The sequence below is a fragment of the Chryseobacterium sp. Leaf394 genome (assembly GCF_001424105.1).
Lineage (GTDB): Bacteria > Bacteroidota > Bacteroidia > Flavobacteriales > Weeksellaceae > Chryseobacterium.
Genome location: NZ_LMQH01000011.1, coordinates 1,827,682 through 1,847,010 on the forward strand (window position 1 = coordinate 1,827,682; position 19,329 = coordinate 1,847,010).

19 protein-coding genes are annotated in these 19,329 nt (G+C 35.4%); 5 read left to right on the top strand and 14 right to left on the bottom strand.

Annotation, left to right across the window (positions count from 1 at the left end):
• Window positions 1-36: 36 nt before the first annotated feature.
• The 9 genes from ASG21_RS13020 to recQ all read right to left on the bottom strand — a co-directional run bounded on the left by ASG21_RS13020 (window position 37) and on the right by recQ (window position 7,992).
• Window positions 37-861 (bottom strand): S1-like domain-containing RNA-binding protein, encoded by an 825-nt coding sequence (locus ASG21_RS13020; RefSeq protein ID WP_056080807.1) that lies wholly within the window; start codon window positions 859-861, stop codon window positions 37-39.
• Window positions 862-988: 127 nt separating this feature from the next.
• Window positions 989-1,474, bottom strand: coding sequence for a hypothetical protein (locus ASG21_RS13025; protein ID WP_128414296.1), 486 nt, complete (start codon window positions 1,472-1,474; stop codon window positions 989-991).
• A gap of 98 nt (window positions 1,475-1,572) precedes the next feature.
• Window positions 1,573-2,976, bottom strand: a complete 1,404-nt coding sequence (gene lpdA / locus ASG21_RS13030) for a dihydrolipoyl dehydrogenase (RefSeq protein WP_056080812.1) — start codon at window positions 2,974-2,976, stop codon at window positions 1,573-1,575.
• Between the two features lie 190 nt (window positions 2,977-3,166).
• Window positions 3,167-3,523: a hypothetical protein gene (locus ASG21_RS13035; protein WP_056080815.1), complete on the bottom strand. Its 357-nt coding sequence runs from the start codon at window positions 3,521-3,523 to the stop codon at window positions 3,167-3,169.
• A gap of 56 nt (window positions 3,524-3,579) precedes the next feature.
• A complete protein-coding gene (locus ASG21_RS13040; protein WP_128414297.1) occupies window positions 3,580-4,038 on the bottom strand; it encodes a hypothetical protein in 459 nt (152 codons plus the stop codon).
• 4 nt (window positions 4,039-4,042) lie between these two features.
• Entirely contained in the window at window positions 4,043-5,131 is a 1,089-nt protein-coding gene (locus ASG21_RS13045) for a glycosyltransferase (RefSeq protein ID WP_056080822.1), read from the bottom strand.
• Between the two features lie 78 nt (window positions 5,132-5,209).
• Complete coding sequence (locus ASG21_RS13050; protein ID WP_056080825.1) at window positions 5,210-5,524, bottom strand: hypothetical protein; 315 nt, start codon at window positions 5,522-5,524, stop codon at window positions 5,210-5,212.
• A complete protein-coding gene (locus ASG21_RS13055; protein WP_056080828.1) occupies window positions 5,521-5,769 on the bottom strand; it encodes a hypothetical protein in 249 nt (82 codons plus the stop codon). The genes ASG21_RS13050 and ASG21_RS13055 overlap by 4 nt, the downstream gene beginning before the upstream one ends.
• An 18-nt stretch (window positions 5,770-5,787) precedes the next feature.
• Complete coding sequence (gene recQ, locus ASG21_RS13060) at window positions 5,788-7,992, bottom strand: DNA helicase RecQ (protein ID WP_056080832.1); 2,205 nt, start codon at window positions 7,990-7,992, stop codon at window positions 5,788-5,790.
• 145 nt (window positions 7,993-8,137) lie between these two features.
• Here recQ and ASG21_RS13065 point away from each other — a divergent pair, with 145 nt between their 5' ends.
• The 4 genes from ASG21_RS13065 to ASG21_RS13080 all read left to right on the top strand — a co-directional run bounded on the left by ASG21_RS13065 (window position 8,138) and on the right by ASG21_RS13080 (window position 13,897).
• A complete protein-coding gene (locus ASG21_RS13065) occupies window positions 8,138-9,097 on the top strand; it encodes a KpsF/GutQ family sugar-phosphate isomerase (protein ID WP_056080835.1) in 960 nt (319 codons plus the stop codon).
• 165 nt (window positions 9,098-9,262) lie between these two features.
• Entirely contained in the window at window positions 9,263-10,087 is an 825-nt protein-coding gene (tatC, locus tag ASG21_RS13070; protein WP_185113728.1) for a twin-arginine translocase subunit TatC, read from the top strand.
• 140 nt (window positions 10,088-10,227) lie between these two features.
• Entirely contained in the window at window positions 10,228-11,859 is a 1,632-nt protein-coding gene (locus ASG21_RS13075) for a M1 family metallopeptidase (RefSeq protein WP_056080841.1), read from the top strand.
• Window positions 11,860-12,040: 181 nt separating this feature from the next.
• Window positions 12,041-13,897 carry a peptidase M61 gene (locus tag ASG21_RS13080; RefSeq protein WP_056080844.1) on the top strand — a complete coding sequence of 619 codons (1,857 nt, stop codon included), beginning with the start codon at window positions 12,041-12,043 and terminating at the stop codon, window positions 13,895-13,897.
• A 120-nt stretch (window positions 13,898-14,017) separates the two neighbouring features.
• Here ASG21_RS13080 and ASG21_RS13085 read toward each other — a convergent pair whose 3' ends face one another.
• Genes ASG21_RS13085 through ASG21_RS13095 form a run of 3 tightly spaced genes read right to left on the bottom strand, consistent with a single transcriptional unit; the run spans window position 14,018 to window position 17,150 of the window.
• The gene (locus tag ASG21_RS13085; RefSeq protein WP_056080848.1) at window positions 14,018-14,920 is read right to left on the bottom strand and encodes a GLPGLI family protein; all 903 of its coding nucleotides are present in this window, start codon (window positions 14,918-14,920) and stop codon (window positions 14,018-14,020) included.
• Between the two features lie 12 nt (window positions 14,921-14,932).
• Complete coding sequence (locus ASG21_RS13090; RefSeq protein WP_056080851.1) at window positions 14,933-16,783, bottom strand: M56 family metallopeptidase; 1,851 nt, start codon at window positions 16,781-16,783, stop codon at window positions 14,933-14,935.
• A 1-nt stretch (window position 16,784) separates the two neighbouring features.
• The gene (locus ASG21_RS13095; RefSeq protein ID WP_056080853.1) at window positions 16,785-17,150 is read right to left on the bottom strand and encodes a BlaI/MecI/CopY family transcriptional regulator; all 366 of its coding nucleotides are present in this window, start codon (window positions 17,148-17,150) and stop codon (window positions 16,785-16,787) included.
• Between the two features lie 309 nt (window positions 17,151-17,459).
• On the opposite strand from ASG21_RS13095, the gene ASG21_RS13100 reads away from it, so the two are divergent.
• Window positions 17,460-18,029, top strand: coding sequence for a hypothetical protein (locus ASG21_RS13100; protein ID WP_056080856.1), 570 nt, complete (start codon window positions 17,460-17,462; stop codon window positions 18,027-18,029).
• A 64-nt stretch (window positions 18,030-18,093) separates the two neighbouring features.
• On the opposite strand, the gene ASG21_RS13105 is transcribed toward ASG21_RS13100, so the two are convergent.
• Window positions 18,094-18,456, bottom strand: coding sequence for a DUF2200 domain-containing protein (locus tag ASG21_RS13105; RefSeq protein ID WP_056080859.1), 363 nt, complete (start codon window positions 18,454-18,456; stop codon window positions 18,094-18,096).
• Window positions 18,457-18,668: 212 nt separating this feature from the next.
• A complete protein-coding gene (locus ASG21_RS13110) occupies window positions 18,669-19,067 on the bottom strand; it encodes a hypothetical protein (RefSeq protein WP_056080863.1) in 399 nt (132 codons plus the stop codon).
• Window positions 19,068-19,329 lie beyond the last annotated feature (262 nt).

The following is a 19,329-nucleotide window of genomic DNA, read 5'->3' on the forward strand; positions in this document are numbered from 1 at the left end:
TTAAGAAACCGCCCGTTTTTATTTTATAAATATTATTTAAACCAACCTTATTTTATCTTCCATAATATCTACGATTTTATCTTTATACAAACCGCCAAGCGCTTTTTTAAAGTTCTTTTTGCTCATTTGCAATTCGTCTTTAATTTCTTCAGGTGTGGACTTGTCTGAAAGGTGAAGCAGACCGAAATTTTCTTCAAGCTTATCTAAAATTTTCTGCTTAAACTCATCAATATTTTCAAAACCCTGAGGTTGCAGTGAAATATCGATTTTTCCATCTTCCCGGATTTCTTTAATGAAACCACTCTCTTCGGATAAAGGATATAATTTTTTGAAAACATCAGAGGCGTAAATCAGCCCGATATATTTTTTATTGATGACAACGTTCCAGCCCAGTTCGCTTTCATTCATCATAATTAAATCTACCTTATCTCCTTTTTGGAAAGGTAAATTTTCATACTGAGGATTTCGTTTGAACTTTGTAGTTCCGGTAATTAAATCCAGATCTTCATCTACATAAAGATTCACAAGATATCTCTTTCCTTCAAGAATTTTAGTTTTCTGCTGCTTGTAGGGAATGAAAAGATCTTTGATGATTCCCCAGTCCATAAATGCACCTGTCGGAAGACTTTCTACACAGCTCATCACGGCAAATTCGCCCACTTCAGCCAATGGAATTTCTGTTGTAGCTTTCAGTTTGTTGTCATCCTGAAAAACAAAAACCTCAATTTCGTCGCCCACTTCTTTTTCTTCACGGATAAAAACTTTAGATAAAAAGGCAGTTTTGCCGGATTCTGATTCAAGCATCCATCCTGAATGATTTTTTTCTGAAATTTTTAAAGTCTGGGTTTTTCCGAGTTGCATTTAAGATAAATTTAGTTGGCAAAGGTAAGGAAAATAAGTCGGAGATTTTTTGGGTTGGAGAGTTGGAGGGTTTTTAGAGTTGGAACGTCGGACGATTGTAAGGTTTTGGGATCAACTTATTTTAAATCTAATCCTGATAATTTTTCAAATGATTAATTAAATTTTCAGATTCCTTTAGATAATCTGTTTTTTCGTCATTATCAGATTTCTCTACACTTTTTATCAGTTTATCTTTCTCATAATAATATCTTGATTCTGATAAAAGTTTAGGATTTTTCAAATAACCATTTTCATCAAGTGTCTGATATTTCTTTGAATAAATAAAAGCTAATTCTCCGTTATCCGAAAAGAAATATTCTGTAACGATGTTCCAGGCTGAAAGACCTACAAAATGTTCCATTTTTCTAAGTTTTCCATTTTTGTAGAACCCTTTTAACTTAATTCCGTTATCTGTGACCTCAGATTGATCCATAAAATAGGAATACGGAACTGTTATAATTTTAAAATCTTTGGTTTGATTAATTTGCTGAACTATCTTTTTGACAAGCTCAATATTCTGCCCGAAGAGCAATCCTGAAAAAATAACCATCGAAAGAAGTATTAGCTTTTTCACCATCAAATATTTGCAACAAAATACAAAAAAAAGAGAAGCCGAAACTTCCCTTTTTATATTTGCGCCAAATCTGGCTCTTTTTACTTTTTCTCTGGCTCTTACATATGCAAAGCTCTCTTCCCTGTAGCATCCAAAGCAGCTTCTTTCACCGCTTCAGCGTACGTTGGGTGCGCGTGAGAACTTCTCGCAATATCTTCAGCACTTGCACGGAATTCCATAGCGATAACACCTTCAGCAACCAAGTCGGCAGCTCTTGCTCCAATCATGTGAAAACCTAAAACTTCGTCTGTTTTTTCGTCAGCAATGATTTTTACCAAACCGTCGATATCACCACTTGCACGGCTTCTACCTAACGCTCTCATTGGGAAAGTTCCGATTTTGTACGCAACTCCTTCTTCTTTCAGTTGCTCTTCAGTTTTACCAACTCCGGCAACTTCCGGCCATGTGTAAACCACCCCTGGAATTAAATTATAATTGATGTGAGGTTTTTGTCCCGACAAAGTTTCAGCAACAAAAACTCCTTCTTCTTCCGCTTTGTGAGCCAACATTGCGCCTTTGATAACATCACCGATCGCATAAATATTTGCAACGTTTGTCTGTAAGTGGTCGTTTGTTTTTACTCTTCCTCTTTCGTCTAATTCAACACCTGCTTTCTCCAAACCAAGTCCGTCTGTGTAAGGTCTTCTTCCTACAGAAACCAGACAGTAATCTCCTTCAACTGTAACTTCTTCTCCTTTTTTATCTTTTGCAGTGATCTTTACAGAATCTCCGTTTCTTTCAACCGCGGAAACTGCTGTGGAAAGCATAAATTTCATTCCCTGCTTCTTCAGAACTTTAGTCAATTCCTTGCTTAAAGCTCCATCCATTGTAGGAATGATTTTATCCATAAATTCAACCACCGTTACCTGAGCACCAAGTCTCAAATACACTGAACCTAATTCAAGACCGATAACTCCGCCACCGATTACTACCAAATGCTTAGGAATTTCTTTTAAATTTAAAGCTTCAGTAGAAGTAATCACTCTTTCTTTATCTAAAGTGATGAAAGGCAAAGATGATGGCTTAGAGCCAGTTGCAATAATTGTATATTTAGATTCGATGGTTTCCGTAGAACCGTCGTTTTTCGTTACTTTAATCTGAGTTGCAGATTCAAAGCTTCCAAGACCTTCAAAAACAGTTATTTTGTTTTTGTCCATCAGGAAATTGATTCCTTTTGTAGTCTGCTCTACCACTTCATTTTTTCTCGCAATCATTCTTGCGATGTCAGCCTGTGGCTCATTAATGATAATTCCGTGGCTTTCGAAATTGTGTTTTGCATTTTCGAAATGCTCAGAGCTGTCTAGAAGCGCTTTTGAAGGGATACATCCAACGTTAAGACAGGTTCCGCCTAAAGTTGAATACTTTTCAATAATTGCTACTTTGAAACCTAATTGTGCAGCACGAATTGCAGCTACATAACCTCCGGGACCAGAACCTATTACGGTAACATCGAATTGACTCATTATATATTTTAATTTATTTATTATCTGATGATTAATTCTTACAAATTTACTGATTAATTTAAAAGGAACAAAGTGAGTTTTGTCAAGTTTTTCTGTAAGATGAAGGATGTTGGATGATGGGTGCGGGATGTTTAAATGATTGAGAATATTTTTGTTTTAGATCTTCCTACATTTAATTTTTATCTTCCAGCTATTTTTCTAATTCCAGATTCACTTTTCCTTCTCCAAAAACTTCTTTACTTCCAAAAAAGTTTCCGCCACAAATGTACCATGGTAGATTTTCTAAATATTCTATTGCATTTTCAGATTTCATTTCTGCCACTTCTTTTTTTGCAATTATTCCTTTAAACCATCTGTTTAAATCTGAAGAATTTTCAAATTCGACAGTATATTTAAGCCAGATTCTCTGGCAAAGTCTGCACTGAATAATGCTTACTTCGGCATTCCTGTCATCAGTCAGATCTTTTCCTACGATTGAAGTTCTGTATTCGGATTCAATTAAATCGTGTTTTTCGCAGGCACAACCTAATTTTGGGAGTTTTTTCATGAATGAAATAATGATTTTAAATTTTAGAATTTCAAATGTAAGAAAATCAAAGAGATTTAATTTACTATGAAACCTTTAAAATAACTTTTACAATCAGCGCTGTAAGCTCTTACTTCTTCTCTGAAATCACTCTTCCATTCAAAATTGTCATCCCCTAAAAAGGTGTATGAGATATAAAAACTGTAACCAGATAATAAAAGCAAAAAAAGCTGTATCAATAAATACGTTTTTACAATGAATTTTTTATTTTTTATTAATCTTAACAGATAAAAATCAATGATTAAAAGTAGGAAGGTAATCACTAAACCATTTAACAAAATCCCCGAAATATAAAAAACTTCAGCCAATGAACTTGCCAAAGAATCACTTTTATATATAAATGGGAATGCATAATATTTGGGGAAAATGTCACCTGTGCAACTGCATTCAAAAACAAAATTAAACCAAGTGAATTTAAGAAGAAAGAAGCCTAATGAAAATATATAAAAAGAAATAACTTTTAGAAAAAACTTCACAAGCCTATTTTTTATGCATTAAATCCAACAGAACCTTTTCATATCGGTCTAAAATAATTTCTTTCGAAAACCGTGATTTTATAGAATTTTTAACAGCTTCATGATCATAAGAACGATGTAAAATCTGCATAATTTTCTGGGAAAAATCTTCGTGATTTTCAATATCAGAAACCTCACCGTTGGTTTCGTGCTGAATGATTTCGTTGATTCCACCAGGACAGTTATTGGCTAAAGAATAAGTTCCGCAGGCTCCTGCTTCAAGTAAAACATTCGGAAAACCTTCGTATCTTGAGGATAGAATAAACAGATCTGCATATTTCAAAAACTCATACGGATTCTCCTGTCTGCCATGAAAAACGACATTTTTTAAGCCTAAAAATTCTTTCATCTGATGCAGAATTTCACGATCTTTTCCGTCTCCCAAAATGTGCAGCAGAATTTTTTCATTTTTTAATCTTGAAAAAACCTTCAGTAAATTATCAAAACCCTTTCTCGCAGAAAGATTCCCAATCGCAACAACGTTTTTATAGTTGTATTTATAACATTCAGGCTTGCGCGAGATGGCTAATTTTCCGTCTATAAAATCAAAATCAACAGGATTATTGATCTTAACAATTTTAGACCGGTTAACTTTAAAATTTCTGACTAAATCGTGCATCATATCATCACTCTGTGCGATAATCTGCTGATAATTATTGTAAAAGTGGTAGAAAAATTTAATTTCCTTTTTAGTCACATGTTGCGAAACAACATTGGTTTCTCTCGCAATAAATTTTGTTTTGGGAAAAAGTTTGATAAACATCGACAGATACGCATTTACCTCTCCATATCCCGAAAAAACAATATCCGGCTTCCGGCGGTAAATCTCTTTTAGAATCGGCTTCAGAGAATGGCGGATTCTTTCGGTGTTGATATCAATAATTTCAACGTCTTTCTTTAAAATATTCAGATAACCACCCTCTTTGCGCAACAGCAAAATCTTCGGTTCAAAACGATCTCTTGAGAGATGATTTGCAATGGTGGTAACGATTCTTTCTGCACCTCCGGTCTCTAAATCCGGCAGAATAAATATGACAGAAATTTTCTTGTTCATTATACAGTTGGTTGAAAAACCTTCCGGTTTAAAAATGTTTTCTCTTAAGTAGAATTATTTTAATCCGTAATATTTAAATTACATCAATTCAGGAAATTCATGAGAATGATTGTTCAGAATATGATTAATTAAAAACTGATCACCTTTCTGATCATAAAAGATAAACCAGGAAGTCCGGTGATTGGCTTTGTATTTAATGCATTTTTTACCAAATTTCTGAAGTGATTTCGGCGTATCCCTGCCGATTGGTTTATAAATATTATAGTCTACAAAATCATAAATTTTCTCAGCGTACAACTGGCAAACAAGTTCAAAACCAAAATATTCTTTCACGTATAAAACTCTTATCAGCTCCTCAATCGACTGATGAAATTCCCGCGAATAAATAATCATTTTCCCCAAGACAATTTAGAAATAAATTCCCTGGTTTTTTCTCGGGAGTCCACCGAATTTAGACCCCTAGAAAATCTTTCATCGAAATCATCTTTCGCCAAATATTCAGTTTGGGATTCTGAAAGTGTATCTGCAGTAGCCCTTTTTTCTTTCAGCTCAAGCAATTCTGCAATTACCTCGAGATCATCAAGCTTATTTATCCAATGGATTAAGTCTGTTTTTGATTGTATAATGGGATTTTCCATTTTAATTTTATTTAAAAATCAATTGGCAACATCGCTGATAAATTTAATTCTCAGCATTCTCACTTCTTCGTCAGAAAGTTCATCACCAAATTCGTCCAGCAAAACTTTCATGCTGTCACTTTCAGATTCATTCATAAATTCCATGAACTCGTCCACCATATCTTCATCGAAATTTTCTTCGATGTAGTAATCAATATTTAATTTTGTTCCCTGATAGACAATACGCTCCATCTCTTTCAAAAGATCATTCATTGAAAGATTTTTAGCTCTTGCAATATCTTCAAGATCTATTTTTTTATCAGTATTCTGGATAATGAAAACTTTATGGCTGGATTTGTTGGCCACGTTTTTCAAAACCATATCCTGAGTGCGTTCTATATTATTGTCCTCAACATATTTTGAAATAAAATCTGCAAACTCTTTACCGTATTTCTTTGCTTTTCCTTCACCAACTCCATAGATTTTAGCAATTTCTTCCACAGTGACAGGATATTGTACTGTCATATCTTCCAGACTCGGATCCATAAAGACCGTATAAGGCGGAATACCATGTTTCTTAGCAACTTTTTTCCGGAGTTCCTTTAAAAGTACAAACAGGTTTTGATCCAAACCTCCACCAGCCTGCTGCTGCACCTGATCACTTTCTGCTTTGGTTTGAGAAAGATCAAATTCACGGTCTTCAGCAATCATAAATGAACCGTCAAACTCGCCTTTAAGAATATTTTTTCCTTTCTCTGCAATTTTTAAAACGCCGTAAGTTTCAATATCTTTCTGAAGGAAATTCTGTACTGTTGCCTGTCTTAAAATGGTTTTCCAGTAATTTTCTTTTTCATCCTTACCAAATCCAAAATGAGTTGTCTGCTCAAGTTTATACGATTTTGTAACCGCATTTTCTTTTCCTACAATCGTTGAGATCAAATCCTTAGATTTAAATTTTTCTCCCGTATCATTGATCAGATGCATGACTTTTTTAAAATCTTCTGTTGCATCTTTCAGTTTCGGAGGGTTTGATGCGTTGTCACACATTTTCGCTCCGTCTCCTTTTATAGGATCAAAACTTTCGCCGAAATAATACAGAATATATTGCCTTCTGCTCATCGAAGTTTCTGCATATCCAACCACTTCATTCAGCAGCTGCAGACCGATTTCCCTTTCGGAAACAGCTTTTTGTGCTAAAAATTTCTCAAGTTTCTCAATATCTTTCGGATCATAGAATGCCAGGCAGTGACCTTCACCACCGTCTCTTCCTGCCCTTCCGGTTTCCTGATAATAACTTTCAAGAGATTTTGGGAAGTCATAATGAATAACAAAACGTACATCCGGTTTATCGATCCCCATCCCAAAAGCAATGGTGGCAACGATTACATCCGCTTCTTCCATCAGAAATTTATCCTGATTGGCAACTCTTATCTTCTGGTCAAGGCCTGCATGATAAGGAAGTGCGTTGATACCGTTAACCTGAAGGAGCTGGGCAAATTCTTCCACTTTTCTCCGGCTAAGACAGTAAACAATTCCTGATTTTCCTTTGTGCTGGTTGATGAATTTTACAATTTCTTTATCAACATTCACTTTCGGTCGTACTTCGTAATAAAGATTGGGTCTGTTGAAGCTTTCCTTATAAACGATAGCCGACGTCATTCCCAAAGTCTTCTGAATGTCATCCTGCACTTTTGGAGTAGCGGTGGCCGTTAAAGCAATTACCGGAACATCAGCAATCTTATCAATTATTGTTTTTAAATTTCTGTATTCAGGTCTGAAATCGTGACCCCATTCTGATATACAGTGCGCTTCATCAATGGCAACAAAAGAAATTTTCACTTCCTTGAAAAAGTCAAGATAATCTTCTTTAATCAATGATTCCGGCGCCACATAAAGGAGCTTTGTTTTTCCGGCTTTAATATCGTCAAAAACCTTTTTGGTCTGAGTTTTGTTAAGTGATGAATTCAAAACGTGGGCAACTCCTTCATCTGATGAGAGTCCGTTCACGGCATCCACCTGATTTTTCATCAGGGCGATAAGCGGTGAAACAACAATGGCTGTACCTTCAGAAATAAGGGCAGGAAGCTGATAGCAAAGTGATTTACCTCCACCCGTAGGCATAAGGACAAAAACATCCTTGCCGTTCAGTAAATCTTCTATGATTTGCTCCTGCTGACCTTTGAAGGTAGAAAACCCAAAGTATTTTTTTAATTCGCCCGATATATTGGCTTTTTTTGCGCTCATCTAATTTTGTATTGCTAAATTTGCATCTATCCCAAAGTTATAAAAATTCTGCTTAAAATAAAAGCGAACGAATTTATAAAAATAAAATTTATAGTAAATATAAATAGATTCAGCATCTATTTTCCACATGTAATATACGACAAAAATGTATACAAACGACATTATTTCGAACGCAAAAAAAACCCTTGAAATAGAAATTTCCGAACTTGAAAAACTCAGAGACAGAATTGATGAAGATTTTGAAAAAGCTGTAAAAGTAATTCATGCTGCGACTGGAAAACTCATTGTCGTTGGTATCGGAAAATCGGCTCATGTTGCCAATAAAATGGTGGCCACGCTGAATTCTACCGGAACGCCTTCTCAGTTTCTGCATGCATCGGAAGCTATACATGGAGATTTGGGCGTGATTCAGAAGCAGGATGTTGTTTTGTGCATCTCAAATTCAGGCAATTCTCCTGAGATTGTGAGTTTGGTTCCTTATCTGAAAGACTATTCTTCTTCTTTAATAGGAATGACGGGAAATAAAAACAGTAAACTTGCTGAATTTTCAGACATGATCTTAGACACGCATGTTGATGTTGAAGCCTGCCCTATTAAACTGGCGCCAACAAGTTCTACCACGGTGCAAATGGCGTTAGGTGATGCTTTGGCTGTGAGTTTAATGGAACTGAATAATTTCAAGGCTAATGATTTTGCCAAATTCCATCCGGGTGGAAGTTTAGGTAAAAATTTGATTTCAAAAGTTGATGACTTTGTTTCTTCACAGAAGCCTCAGGTGTCTGAAAACGACAGTCTGAAAGACGTAATTATTTCAATAAGCAGCTCAAGACATGGAATTACAGTCGTAGCAGACCAGGAAAACATCATCGGTGTGATTACAGATGGCGATCTGCGTCGAATGTTGATGAATGAAATTAATATTTCTCAGGTTTCAGCCAGGGATATCATGTCATTAAATCCCAAAACGGTAGAAAGAAATTCGCTGGCAAAAGATGCGATGAAAATTCTGAAAGATAACAATATCGGTCAGCTGGTGGTTACCGAGAAGGGAAAATATTTCGGGATTATAGATTTACATAAATTATTGGACGAGGGGATTAATTAAGTTGAGGCTAAGATTGAGACTGAGACTGAACTTAAGATAGGTAAAACAAATTTCATATATTCAATATGAGATTTTGAATCTTAAATTATAAATCTTGAATTTCAAATTATACTGCACTGAACACCCGCTTTTTTTCCTAAATTTGAAAAACTTAAAAAAATATTTGTGAGCGAAGGTAAAGACATGTCATTTTGGGGACATATTGGCGAACTGAGAGGGCATCTCATCCGATCAATCATAGCGATTATTATCGCAGCATTTGTAATAGGTTATAACATTGAATGGGTGATGGATCATGTTTTTTTTGGTCCTACCAGAAATGATTTTCCAACATTCAGAGCGGCCAACTATTTTTCCCGAATGGTTTTGGGTGAAGACAGTATACATCTGCCAAAAGACTTTCCTGTGCGTGTACAGAGGCTCTATCAGCAATTTAATGTAATGATTGCAGTTTCGATGTTTGGAGGAGTAGTAATTGCATTTCCTTATATTGTCTGGGAACTCTGGAGATTTATTGGCCCGGCTTTACATCCCAATGAAAGAAAAAACTCAATCTTCATCATCAACGCAGTTTGGATGCTGTTTTTGTCTGGGGTTCTTTGTGGTTACTATTTAATTTTACCTTTCGCCGTTAACTTTGGAGTGATTTTCAAAATTTCAAACATTATCATTCCGCTTTACGATTTGAGTGATTATACAACTTTATTTCTGCAGGTTGTTTTGGGAATGGGTGTTGTATTTTTATTCCCGATATTAATCTACTTCTTAACTTCTATAGGAATTTTAACACCAATGTTTATGCGGACTTACCGTCGTCACGCCATCGTATTGATTATGGTAGTTGCCGCAATTATTACGCCTGCAGATGTTCTGAGTATGATGATGGCAGCTCTTCCATTGCTTGCATTATACGAATTCAGTATTATTGCATCTGGGTACACTTATAAAAAAGTTCAAAAGGCAAACGCTGGTCTTAACAAAGAAAACTAAGCTAAGTTAGATTTAATATAAAGCAGTTTTAAGAAATTAAAGCTGCTTTTTGTTTCACATTGGTGATAATTGTTACATCTCAAATGTTTTTACGACTAAACAAAAATTTATTCTTTATTTTTGAATTACATACATAACCTATGAAAAAAATCACTTTCTCGCTGCTTTTTGCTTCATCACTGGCTTTCGGGCAGTTTTTTGAGCGTGGCAAAACCTTTACAAAACAGGATACGCTTAAAGGTTCAGATACCAAATTCAGAAATTTTTGGGATGTAAAAAGGTACGATCTTTCAGTTGAGCCGGATTTTGAATCAAAAAGTATTAAAGGCAACAATAAGATCAGTTTTCAAATTACAAAAGATATTTCAAATCCTGTTTTTCAGATCGATTTGCAGAAACCGATGAAAGCCGAGAAAATTGAATGCAGTTTTCCCACTGTAGATGGTTTTAAACAGGACGGTGATTTCATCTTTATTTCTGCGAAAAAGAATTTTAAAAAAGGAGAAAAATTCACCATTGACGTAACCTATTCCGGAAAACCGACGGTTGCAAAAAATGCTCCCTGGGACGGGGGCTGGGTTTTCGCAAAAGATGAGAAAGGAAATCCCTGGATGAGCGTTGCTGATGAAGGAATTGGTGCTTCGGTCTGGCTTCCGACGAAAGATATCTGGAGCGATGAGCCTGATCAGGGAATTACAATGAAAGTTATCACTCCGAAAGACCTTGTTGGGATCGGAAACGGAAGACTGATCAGCAAAAAAGAGGAAGGTAACAAAACGGCTTACACCTGGGAAGTTAAAAATCCGATCAACGCTTATTCCATTATTCCTAACATTGGAAAATATGTGAATTTTAAAGATACTTACAACGGCGAAAAAGGAAAGCTTGATTTGGATTATTGGGTGATTGATTATAATTTAGAAAAAGCCAAAAAACAGTTCGCTCAGGTAAAGCCTATGCTTGAAGCTTTTGAATATTGGTTCGGACCCTATCCATTTTATGAAGATTCTTACAAACTGGTAGATTCTCCCTATTTAGGAATGGAACATCAAAGCAATATTGCCTACGGAAACCAGTATATGAATGGCTATCTGGGCAGTGATTACTCAGGAACCGGTGTTGGTTTGAACTGGGATTATATCATCGTTCACGAAAGTGGTCACGAATGGTTTGCCAACAATATTACTGCGAAAGATCAGGCAGACATGTGGGTTCACGAAGGTTTTACAATGTATTCGGAAGTGCTTTTCACGGAAAAATATATGGATAAAAAGTCGGCAGACATCTATGCACAGGGAGTTCAGCGTTCGATCAGCAATGATGTGCCAATTATTGGGAAATACGGTGTCAGAAATGAAGGCAGCGGAGATATGTACCCAAAAGGAGCGAGTATGCTTCACACGATCCGTCAGGTGATTGATAATGATGAGAAATTCAGACAGATTCTGAGAGGTTTAAATAAAGATTTTAACCACCAGACAGTTACCACAGAGCAAATTGAAAAATACATTTCAGATAAATCGGGAATTGATTTTTCATCAGTTTTCAATCAGTATTTAAGAACAACGGATGTTCCTGTTCTGGAATATTCTCAAAAAGGAAATGAACTGAAATTTAAATACAGCAAAGTTGTTAAAAATTTTAAACTTCCTCTGAAAGTGAATGATGAATGGATAAAACCTACGGAAGAATGGCAGACTGTGAAGTTGAAAAATGGGAATTCTGTTGAATTTAATAAGAATAATTATATTTATTTCAGAGATACGAATTAGGTTGAGGCTAGGTTAAGGTTAAGGCTAATTTTATGTCTGATATTGAGGTTAACTGAAATATAGTATCTGATAAATTTTAAAACAAAACCGGTCATTTGGTTTTGTTTTTTTTATTTTATTTAACATTTCGCTCTGTAACAAAGCGCATTTTAAAGCAACTATTTAAACAAAATAAATCAGCATGAAAAAAATTGCAGTCAGCCTAGGACTTTTATCCGCGATAGGATTTAATGCACAGTCTGTAAAGACACAGATTGACCTTGTCAATGTAAAAGACGATAAAGTAAATGTAAGCCTCGAATTTCCTAAAATGAAATCAGGCGACGTGAAATTCCATTTTCCTAAAACCGTTCCCGGAACGTATTCTACAGATGATTACGGAAGATTTATAGAAGGCATAAAATTCCTCGACAACAAAGGAAAAGAACTGAAGTTCACAAAGGTGAATGATAATTCCTATACTTTAAAGAATGCACAGAATTTAACCAAAGTTACCTACCTTGTCAACGACAGCTTCGATGATGAAATGGACAGCAGTAAGCACAAAGCGGTTTTTTCACCATCAGGAACAGACATTGAAGAAGGAAAAGTTTATCTTGTCAACACCCACGGTTTCGTTGGTTACATCGAAAATATGCAGGATGTACCCTACCAGTTAATTGTAAAAAAACCGAAGGATTTCTACGGAACGACAGCACTTGTAGATCAGGACAAATCTGACGATACAGATACTTTTACCCTGGCAAATTATGCTAAGCTTACAGATTCTCCATTGATGTACACCAAACCTGATTACGTTACATTCAATGCGGGAGGAATGGAACTGGTTTTGGGCGTTTATTCTCCGACAGGAAAGTATAAAGCTGCAGATTTTAAAGAAAATTTAGAGAAAATGGTGATTGCTCAGAAGAAATTTTTGGGTGATATGAATACCAATAAAAAATATGCAATCATGCTGTATCTTGCAGGTGCAGACGGCCCGCAGATCAAAGGTTTCGGAGCTTTGGAACATCACGAATCCACGAGTGTCGTTTTACCTGAAATGATGCCGAAGGAAGCGATTGACCAGACGATTACTGATGTTGTTTCACACGAATTTTTCCATACAGTAAATCCTTTAAAAGTGCATTCTGAAGAAATTCACTATTTCGATTATGCAGACCCGAAAATGTCTCAGCATTTGTGGATGTATGAAGGAGGAACGGAGTATTTTGCAAACCTTTTCCAGATTCAGGAAGGTCTGATTACCAGAGACGAATTTCTGAAAAGAATGAACGATAAAATTACCAATTCAAAGAATTACAACGACACGATGCCGTTTACAGTGATGAGCAAAAACATCCTGAAGGACGAGTACAAAGATCAGTACAGAAACGTTTATGAAAAAGGAGCTTTGCTCGCCATGTGTCTTGATATTGAGTTGAGAAAACTTTCCAACGGCGAAATGGGTTACCGGGATATGATCAGAAAACTGTCTCATAGATTTGGTGAAAACAAACCGTTTAAAGATGACAAACTTATTGACGAGCTTGTAGAAGTGACAGGATATCCGCAAGTGAGAGATTTCTACAATAAATACATTGCAGGAAGCGAACCAACACCTTATGAAAAATACCTCAGTCAGGTAGGTGTGGAACTGAAAAAACAGGATACGCCGCCAATTTTCTGGTTCGTAAAAGATCCGAATCAAACCGGATACAATGACAAAAACAATACATTTATTTTTGACGAAAGCTCTGCCCTTTCTCCTTTTGCAAAATCTGTCGGATTTAAAATCACCGATGAAGTGGTTGCCTTGGATGGGAAAACCATCAACATTCAGAATATCCAGGAGTTCATCAACTATGCGAAAAGCGTAAAAGACGGACAGAATGTGACGCTTACCGTGTTGAGAAACAAAGACGGTAAATCTGAAAAAATAGATTTAAAAGGAAAAGCCATTCTCGATAAAATGACAATTGAATCCTTAGGATTTAAAGCCAATACTACAGCTGCTGAGAAAAAACTTCAGGATCAGTGGATTACCGGAAAGAAATAAAGATAAAATTTAAAAAAAATTCCGCAGTTTAAATTAAACTGCGGAATTTTTTTTGAAGATAAGATCGCATTAAAACTCTAATACTCTCAAACTCTTAAACTTTCAAAACCTCCAACTCATTTACTTCTGCAAGTCTGGTTCTATGGGATTGTTATTTTTCTTAAAACCTTCTTTGGCTTTCTTCTCCATTTCCCGGAAAACCTGATTGGGATCTGAAATTTCTCTACCATCGGACGTTTTTGTTTTAAAAATAACACGGTTATTGTCCGTATTTTTCAGCATCATTTCGCGCATATTCTTGGTAGGATCGTTCACGTAGGCTTTCCAGACTTTTTTGAACTGATCTTCTGTGATTTCAATCTCCTTGCCACCCATTCCAAAAACCCGGATTTCAGATGGAAGGTTAAGTTCAGTTTCCTGCACGACCGCCTTGATCTTTTTATTTCCAGCCAAAGTCATTGCGTGGGTTCCTGTAGAATCCTCAATCTTCACAATCAGCCCCGGCAAACCATAAAATTTATACGGTCCGTCCTGAAACGGAAGTTCTGTCGTAAACCAGGCTGTCCACTCCCTTCCACCGAAGCTCGTTGTTGCTTTTTGGGTATTGTATTCCCCGATTTTCTGCTTTTCATTGCTTATCTTCCACTCGGGTTTGCTGTCTTCCAGAATTTTGTACTGGTCGCTGGATATTTTACGGAAAAGATAAGTCTTGAAATCCGGATAATCTTTCGTCACTTTAAATGTAATCTGTCCCGGATTTTCAGTTTTTTTAATATTGATACTGCCAGAATTCATCTGAATCTGCTTTTCAATGTCAGCTCTCTGAGTAGAATCTGCCACAAAAGTCGCATGGCTGTAATAGGAAGACCCTTTTGAATCTATATCCAGAACCATCATTTCAGTTTTCACATCAGTTTTGTCATTGATATCGGAGATGAATTTATAATCGTAGAAAAACCGGTTGGTTTGAGCCTGAGCAGATAAAATGGTCAGAATAAAACCCGAAGTAAGAAGTTTTTTCATTCTAAAAATAAATTATTTCGTTTCAATACGTACTTCGCCAGATCTTTTTCCGTCAGTGTTATTTTTCTTAACAGTTACGCTTTTAATCTTATTAGAATCCAGCTTTTTAAAGTCTGCTTCTGTTACCTCCTTACCATTGATGAAATAGGTCACATTTTCATTATCAGAAAGAATTAAGCTATTTCCTTTCGAAATATTTACGCCCACATTCGGAACTCTCATTGCTGTAATTCTTCCGTTTACCGGAGGAAAAGGCGCGGATATACTTTTCACAGACCTGATCACCATTGGATTTTTACCATCCAGCATTCTTCTTTCTGCTTCAATTTTTGCACGTTCGCCTTCCAGTTTAGCCCTTTTGGCATTCAGTTTTGCAGCTTCTTTTTCGAGTTTGGCTCTGCGTTTGGCATTTTCAGGGCTTTCTTTTTTGTCAAGGAAAACTTCACTTCCCGGCATCCAGCTCGTATCTATATTTTGTTCGTTTTTATATACCTTTACTTTAGCACCTTTAGGAAAATCAATAGAATTTCCATTATGTCTGTAAATTTTCACATTGGTTCCTTCAGGAAAACTCAGTTTTTCGCCATCTATTTCAATTTTTGAAAGATCAGGCATTTCGATGTTCATCGTTTTAAGACGTTCAAGCTCATTTTTCCAAGCTTCAGAATTAAATACTTTCATGAGTTTTTCACTATCAACATCCGGAATATGAAGACTGAATTCCTTTGAATTAACTGCCTGACTTATTTCTCCAGAAAGCTTCTCGATTTCCTGTAGACTTGCTTTGAATTCCTGTGAATCCGGTTTTAAAGCTTTCAGATTTTTAGATTCATTCTCAATTTTTGTGCTTAGTTCAGAGATTTTCTTTTCAGCAAGAACTTCTTTTTTTAATCTTGGCGGAGTTATATTTTCGTTGAAAACTATTTTCTCTTTTGGAACGATAGTATCTTTTTTAATTTCTGAAACTGCTTTTTCAATTTCAATATTGGTCTTTTTTATTTCTGTATTTTTCGCATTAACTAAATAAGCAAAAGCAACGGTAAATACGATGGGTAAAGCTAAAATTCTTCTTGTGTAACCGAATTTTGTATTGGGTTTTTGTAACATCTGTAATCTTTTTTTAAGGTTTGAATTTAGAAACGGACTCGCCGCCGGAAGTACCGTTCCCGAAAAATGACTGGTCAGAAGCATCTGCGCAAATGCTTTGGTGTCTTTTTTCTCAACAGCCTTGTTGTCGGCAAGATATTCGTGTATAAGACTGATTTCTTTTTTAATTAAATAGAAAAACGGATTGAACCAGAAAACTGCTGTGATCACTTCAGCAAAGATCTTGTCGATGCTGTGTTTCTGCTCAATGTGCACCATTTCGTGCTTCAGGATCTGTCTCCCGACATCAGAATCCAGGGTGATGGAATCTTTCCAGAAAAGGTTTCTGAAATAGGAAAAAGGCGCGTCTGTAAGGTTCGTCTGATAAAAGTTGATGCCTTTGATCTGTTCTTTTCTGAAACTGCTTTTTAATTTCTCAATTTTATAAATTCCTGTAAGAATTTTAGCTATAAAAAGGAGAGAAACCAATCCCAGAGCCGAAAAAATAATTCTAAAATAAATGTGGTCATTATTAATGTTTTTTTGGTTTTTAAAACTCTGCACCTGCTCAAAAAGAAGGTAAATCCGGTCGCTCACTTCAATGGTAAAATCCTCAACTTTTAATAGTGGTAAAAATATAGAAACCAGCATTGTAGCCAAAAGGTAAAACCTGTTGTAATGATGAAAGGTCTTGTCTTTTAAAGACAACTGATAGTAAAGAAACATTACACCGGAACATGTAAAAAGTTTCAGAATATAGATGAAGAGATTTTCCATATCAGCTTTTGTTTTTCAGTTCGTTAAGGAGCATTTCAAGGTCTTCCACGCTCATTTCGCTTTCTTCTACAAGGAACGAAACGGCACTTTTGTAGGAACCTTTAAAGTAATTTTTTACCAGACTCTTCATTGTCTTTCCGGAATACTGGTCTTTTGAAATCAAAGCAAAATATTCATGCTGTCTGCCAATCACTTTATAATCAACAAAATCTTTGTCTTTCAATACCTTTAAGATAGTGGAAACGGTATTCGTATGAGGCTTGGGCTCGGGGAAAAGTTCGAGTATATCTTTCAGGAAGCCCTTTTCGAGTTTCCAGAGATATTGCATAATCTGCTCTTCTGCTTTGGTAAGGTTCTGTATTTTCATTGTATATGATCAGTTTAGTATCACTAATAAATTAGTTATACAAATGTAGAAATAAAATCGCCGCATACAACTATTTTTATAGTGATAAGGATTGAAATTTATTTAAATAATTGATTTTCAATAGAATAATTTTGACATTTAACACAAATTAATAATCAGGCAAACTGATAAATATTCATTTATAATAATCAACTCATCACAAATTCTTAAAACCTGTTAAAATTTATTAAATAAAATGATGAGGAAATGAGAAAAAATAAGAAAAAATATTTATTTTAGTGGTCTCAAAAAATTTATAAAAATCTACATATGAAAAGATATACTCTACTGGCTGTAATTTTAATGTGTACATCATCTTTCACATTTGCGCAGTCATCGGTATTTGGATCGATTACTGAGGCAAAATCCAAGATTGAATCTACAGTGCCTGTTGTAATTGAATATTTAAAGAAAACAAGCGAAAAAGAGGGCGACCAGACCATTCTTACCAACGGAACAGAAGCATTAAGAAAAGAATACAACGAAGTTTCTCAGGAATTTGATTTATACAAAGGAAATCTTGCAAGCTGCATCGTCAATAAAAAGAAGAAAGTTGCAACAAAATGCCTGAATTATCACACACAATACTTTAGAAGTACATTAACAAAGTATGACAATTTTGTTTCATATCTTACAAAGAAAAACGGATTTTTGGGAGTTGATGATGAAGATGTAAAAATGGATCTGAAACCTACAGAAATTGCTACAACCATCGATAAAGATTTCACTTCTGCTGCAGGTGCAACTGCAAATATGAAAGGTGTTGAGAAAACAAGATATTTCGAAAATCTGAAAGCAGATGATCTAAAATTGAAACCTTTTAACTCTCTAGTAAACTAAACTGAATCAAAACGAATCCGCTTTTTCTGAAAGCGGATTTTTTTTGTCTTAATATTTAGACTGATTACTGTCTGAGAATTTTCTCCATCTTTTTCCCTTTGGCAAGTTCGTCGATTAATTTATCAAGATATCTCGCTTTTTTTGTCAGCGGATTTTCAATTTCTTCAATTTTGTAGCCACAGATAGTTCCGGTGATTAATTCCGCATCCGGGTTTAAAGTTGCTTTATCAAAGAAAGTTTCAAAAGTCACTTTCTCATCAATCATTTCCTGCAGTTTTGTCCCGTTAAATCCTGTCAGCCATTCGATCACCTGATGCAGTTCTTCTTTTGTTCTGCCCTTAGACTCAACTTTTGTAACGTAATGTGGATAAACAGATGCAAAGATCAGCTTGGCTATCTTTTCGTTATGCTTTTCAGTTTCTTTCATATTGAAATCTAGTTTTAACAAAAATAAATAATTTGTGATTTTGAAAAAAATGGAATAAAACTATATTTACAGAACATAAATGTTTAACCAGACGAACTGTTTATGTCACATTAAAAATTTTTCTAAAATTTTTATGCCTCTCTGTTTTAAAACAAAAAAATGAGAACCAAAACTGATTCTCATTTTATAATATTTGAGGCTTGCCAAGCTGATTAGCTCACGATATATTCAGTGATTACAGGCTGATCTTTTTCATTATCCCATTTCATTTTCCAGTCTTCTTTTACATCCATATCGATGTTTGCCTGCTTCATAGGAGCTATGTATCTTACATTGAAAGCAATATCAAACTCGTCTTCTGACGTTTCTGTAACCTTAATATCTGAAACATGGTGTGTGGTATTTCCCAGCATATTATTTTTTGATTCTGTGAACCAGTTGTTGAATCCTTCGTGACCCGTGAATTCGTCGTTTCCGGGGAATTTCATTTTTACATCTTCAGAAAGATACTGTGTAAAATAACTGTTCTCATCAAGCTGATCAAAACGGGTGAACCACGTTTTCATGAACGCTTCAATTTTTTCTGTTTTAGTCTGTTGTGAATTTTCCATAAGTTCTGAATTTGAATATGATTAAGTTGATTTTTAAATATTTTCGATTTAAAGCTAAAATCCTTGAGATTAAATTGAAATTTAGTCCCATTTATCGTTCTCAAATTTAAAGCTAAAATCAGTATTTATAAAATTTTGTGCTGAATAATTTTTAATTAAATAAAAAAGGAGAACTACTTTCGTAATTCTCCTTAAAATCTAGTAGCGGGAACCGGACTCGAACCGATGACCTTCGGGTTATGAGCCCGACGAGCTACCTACT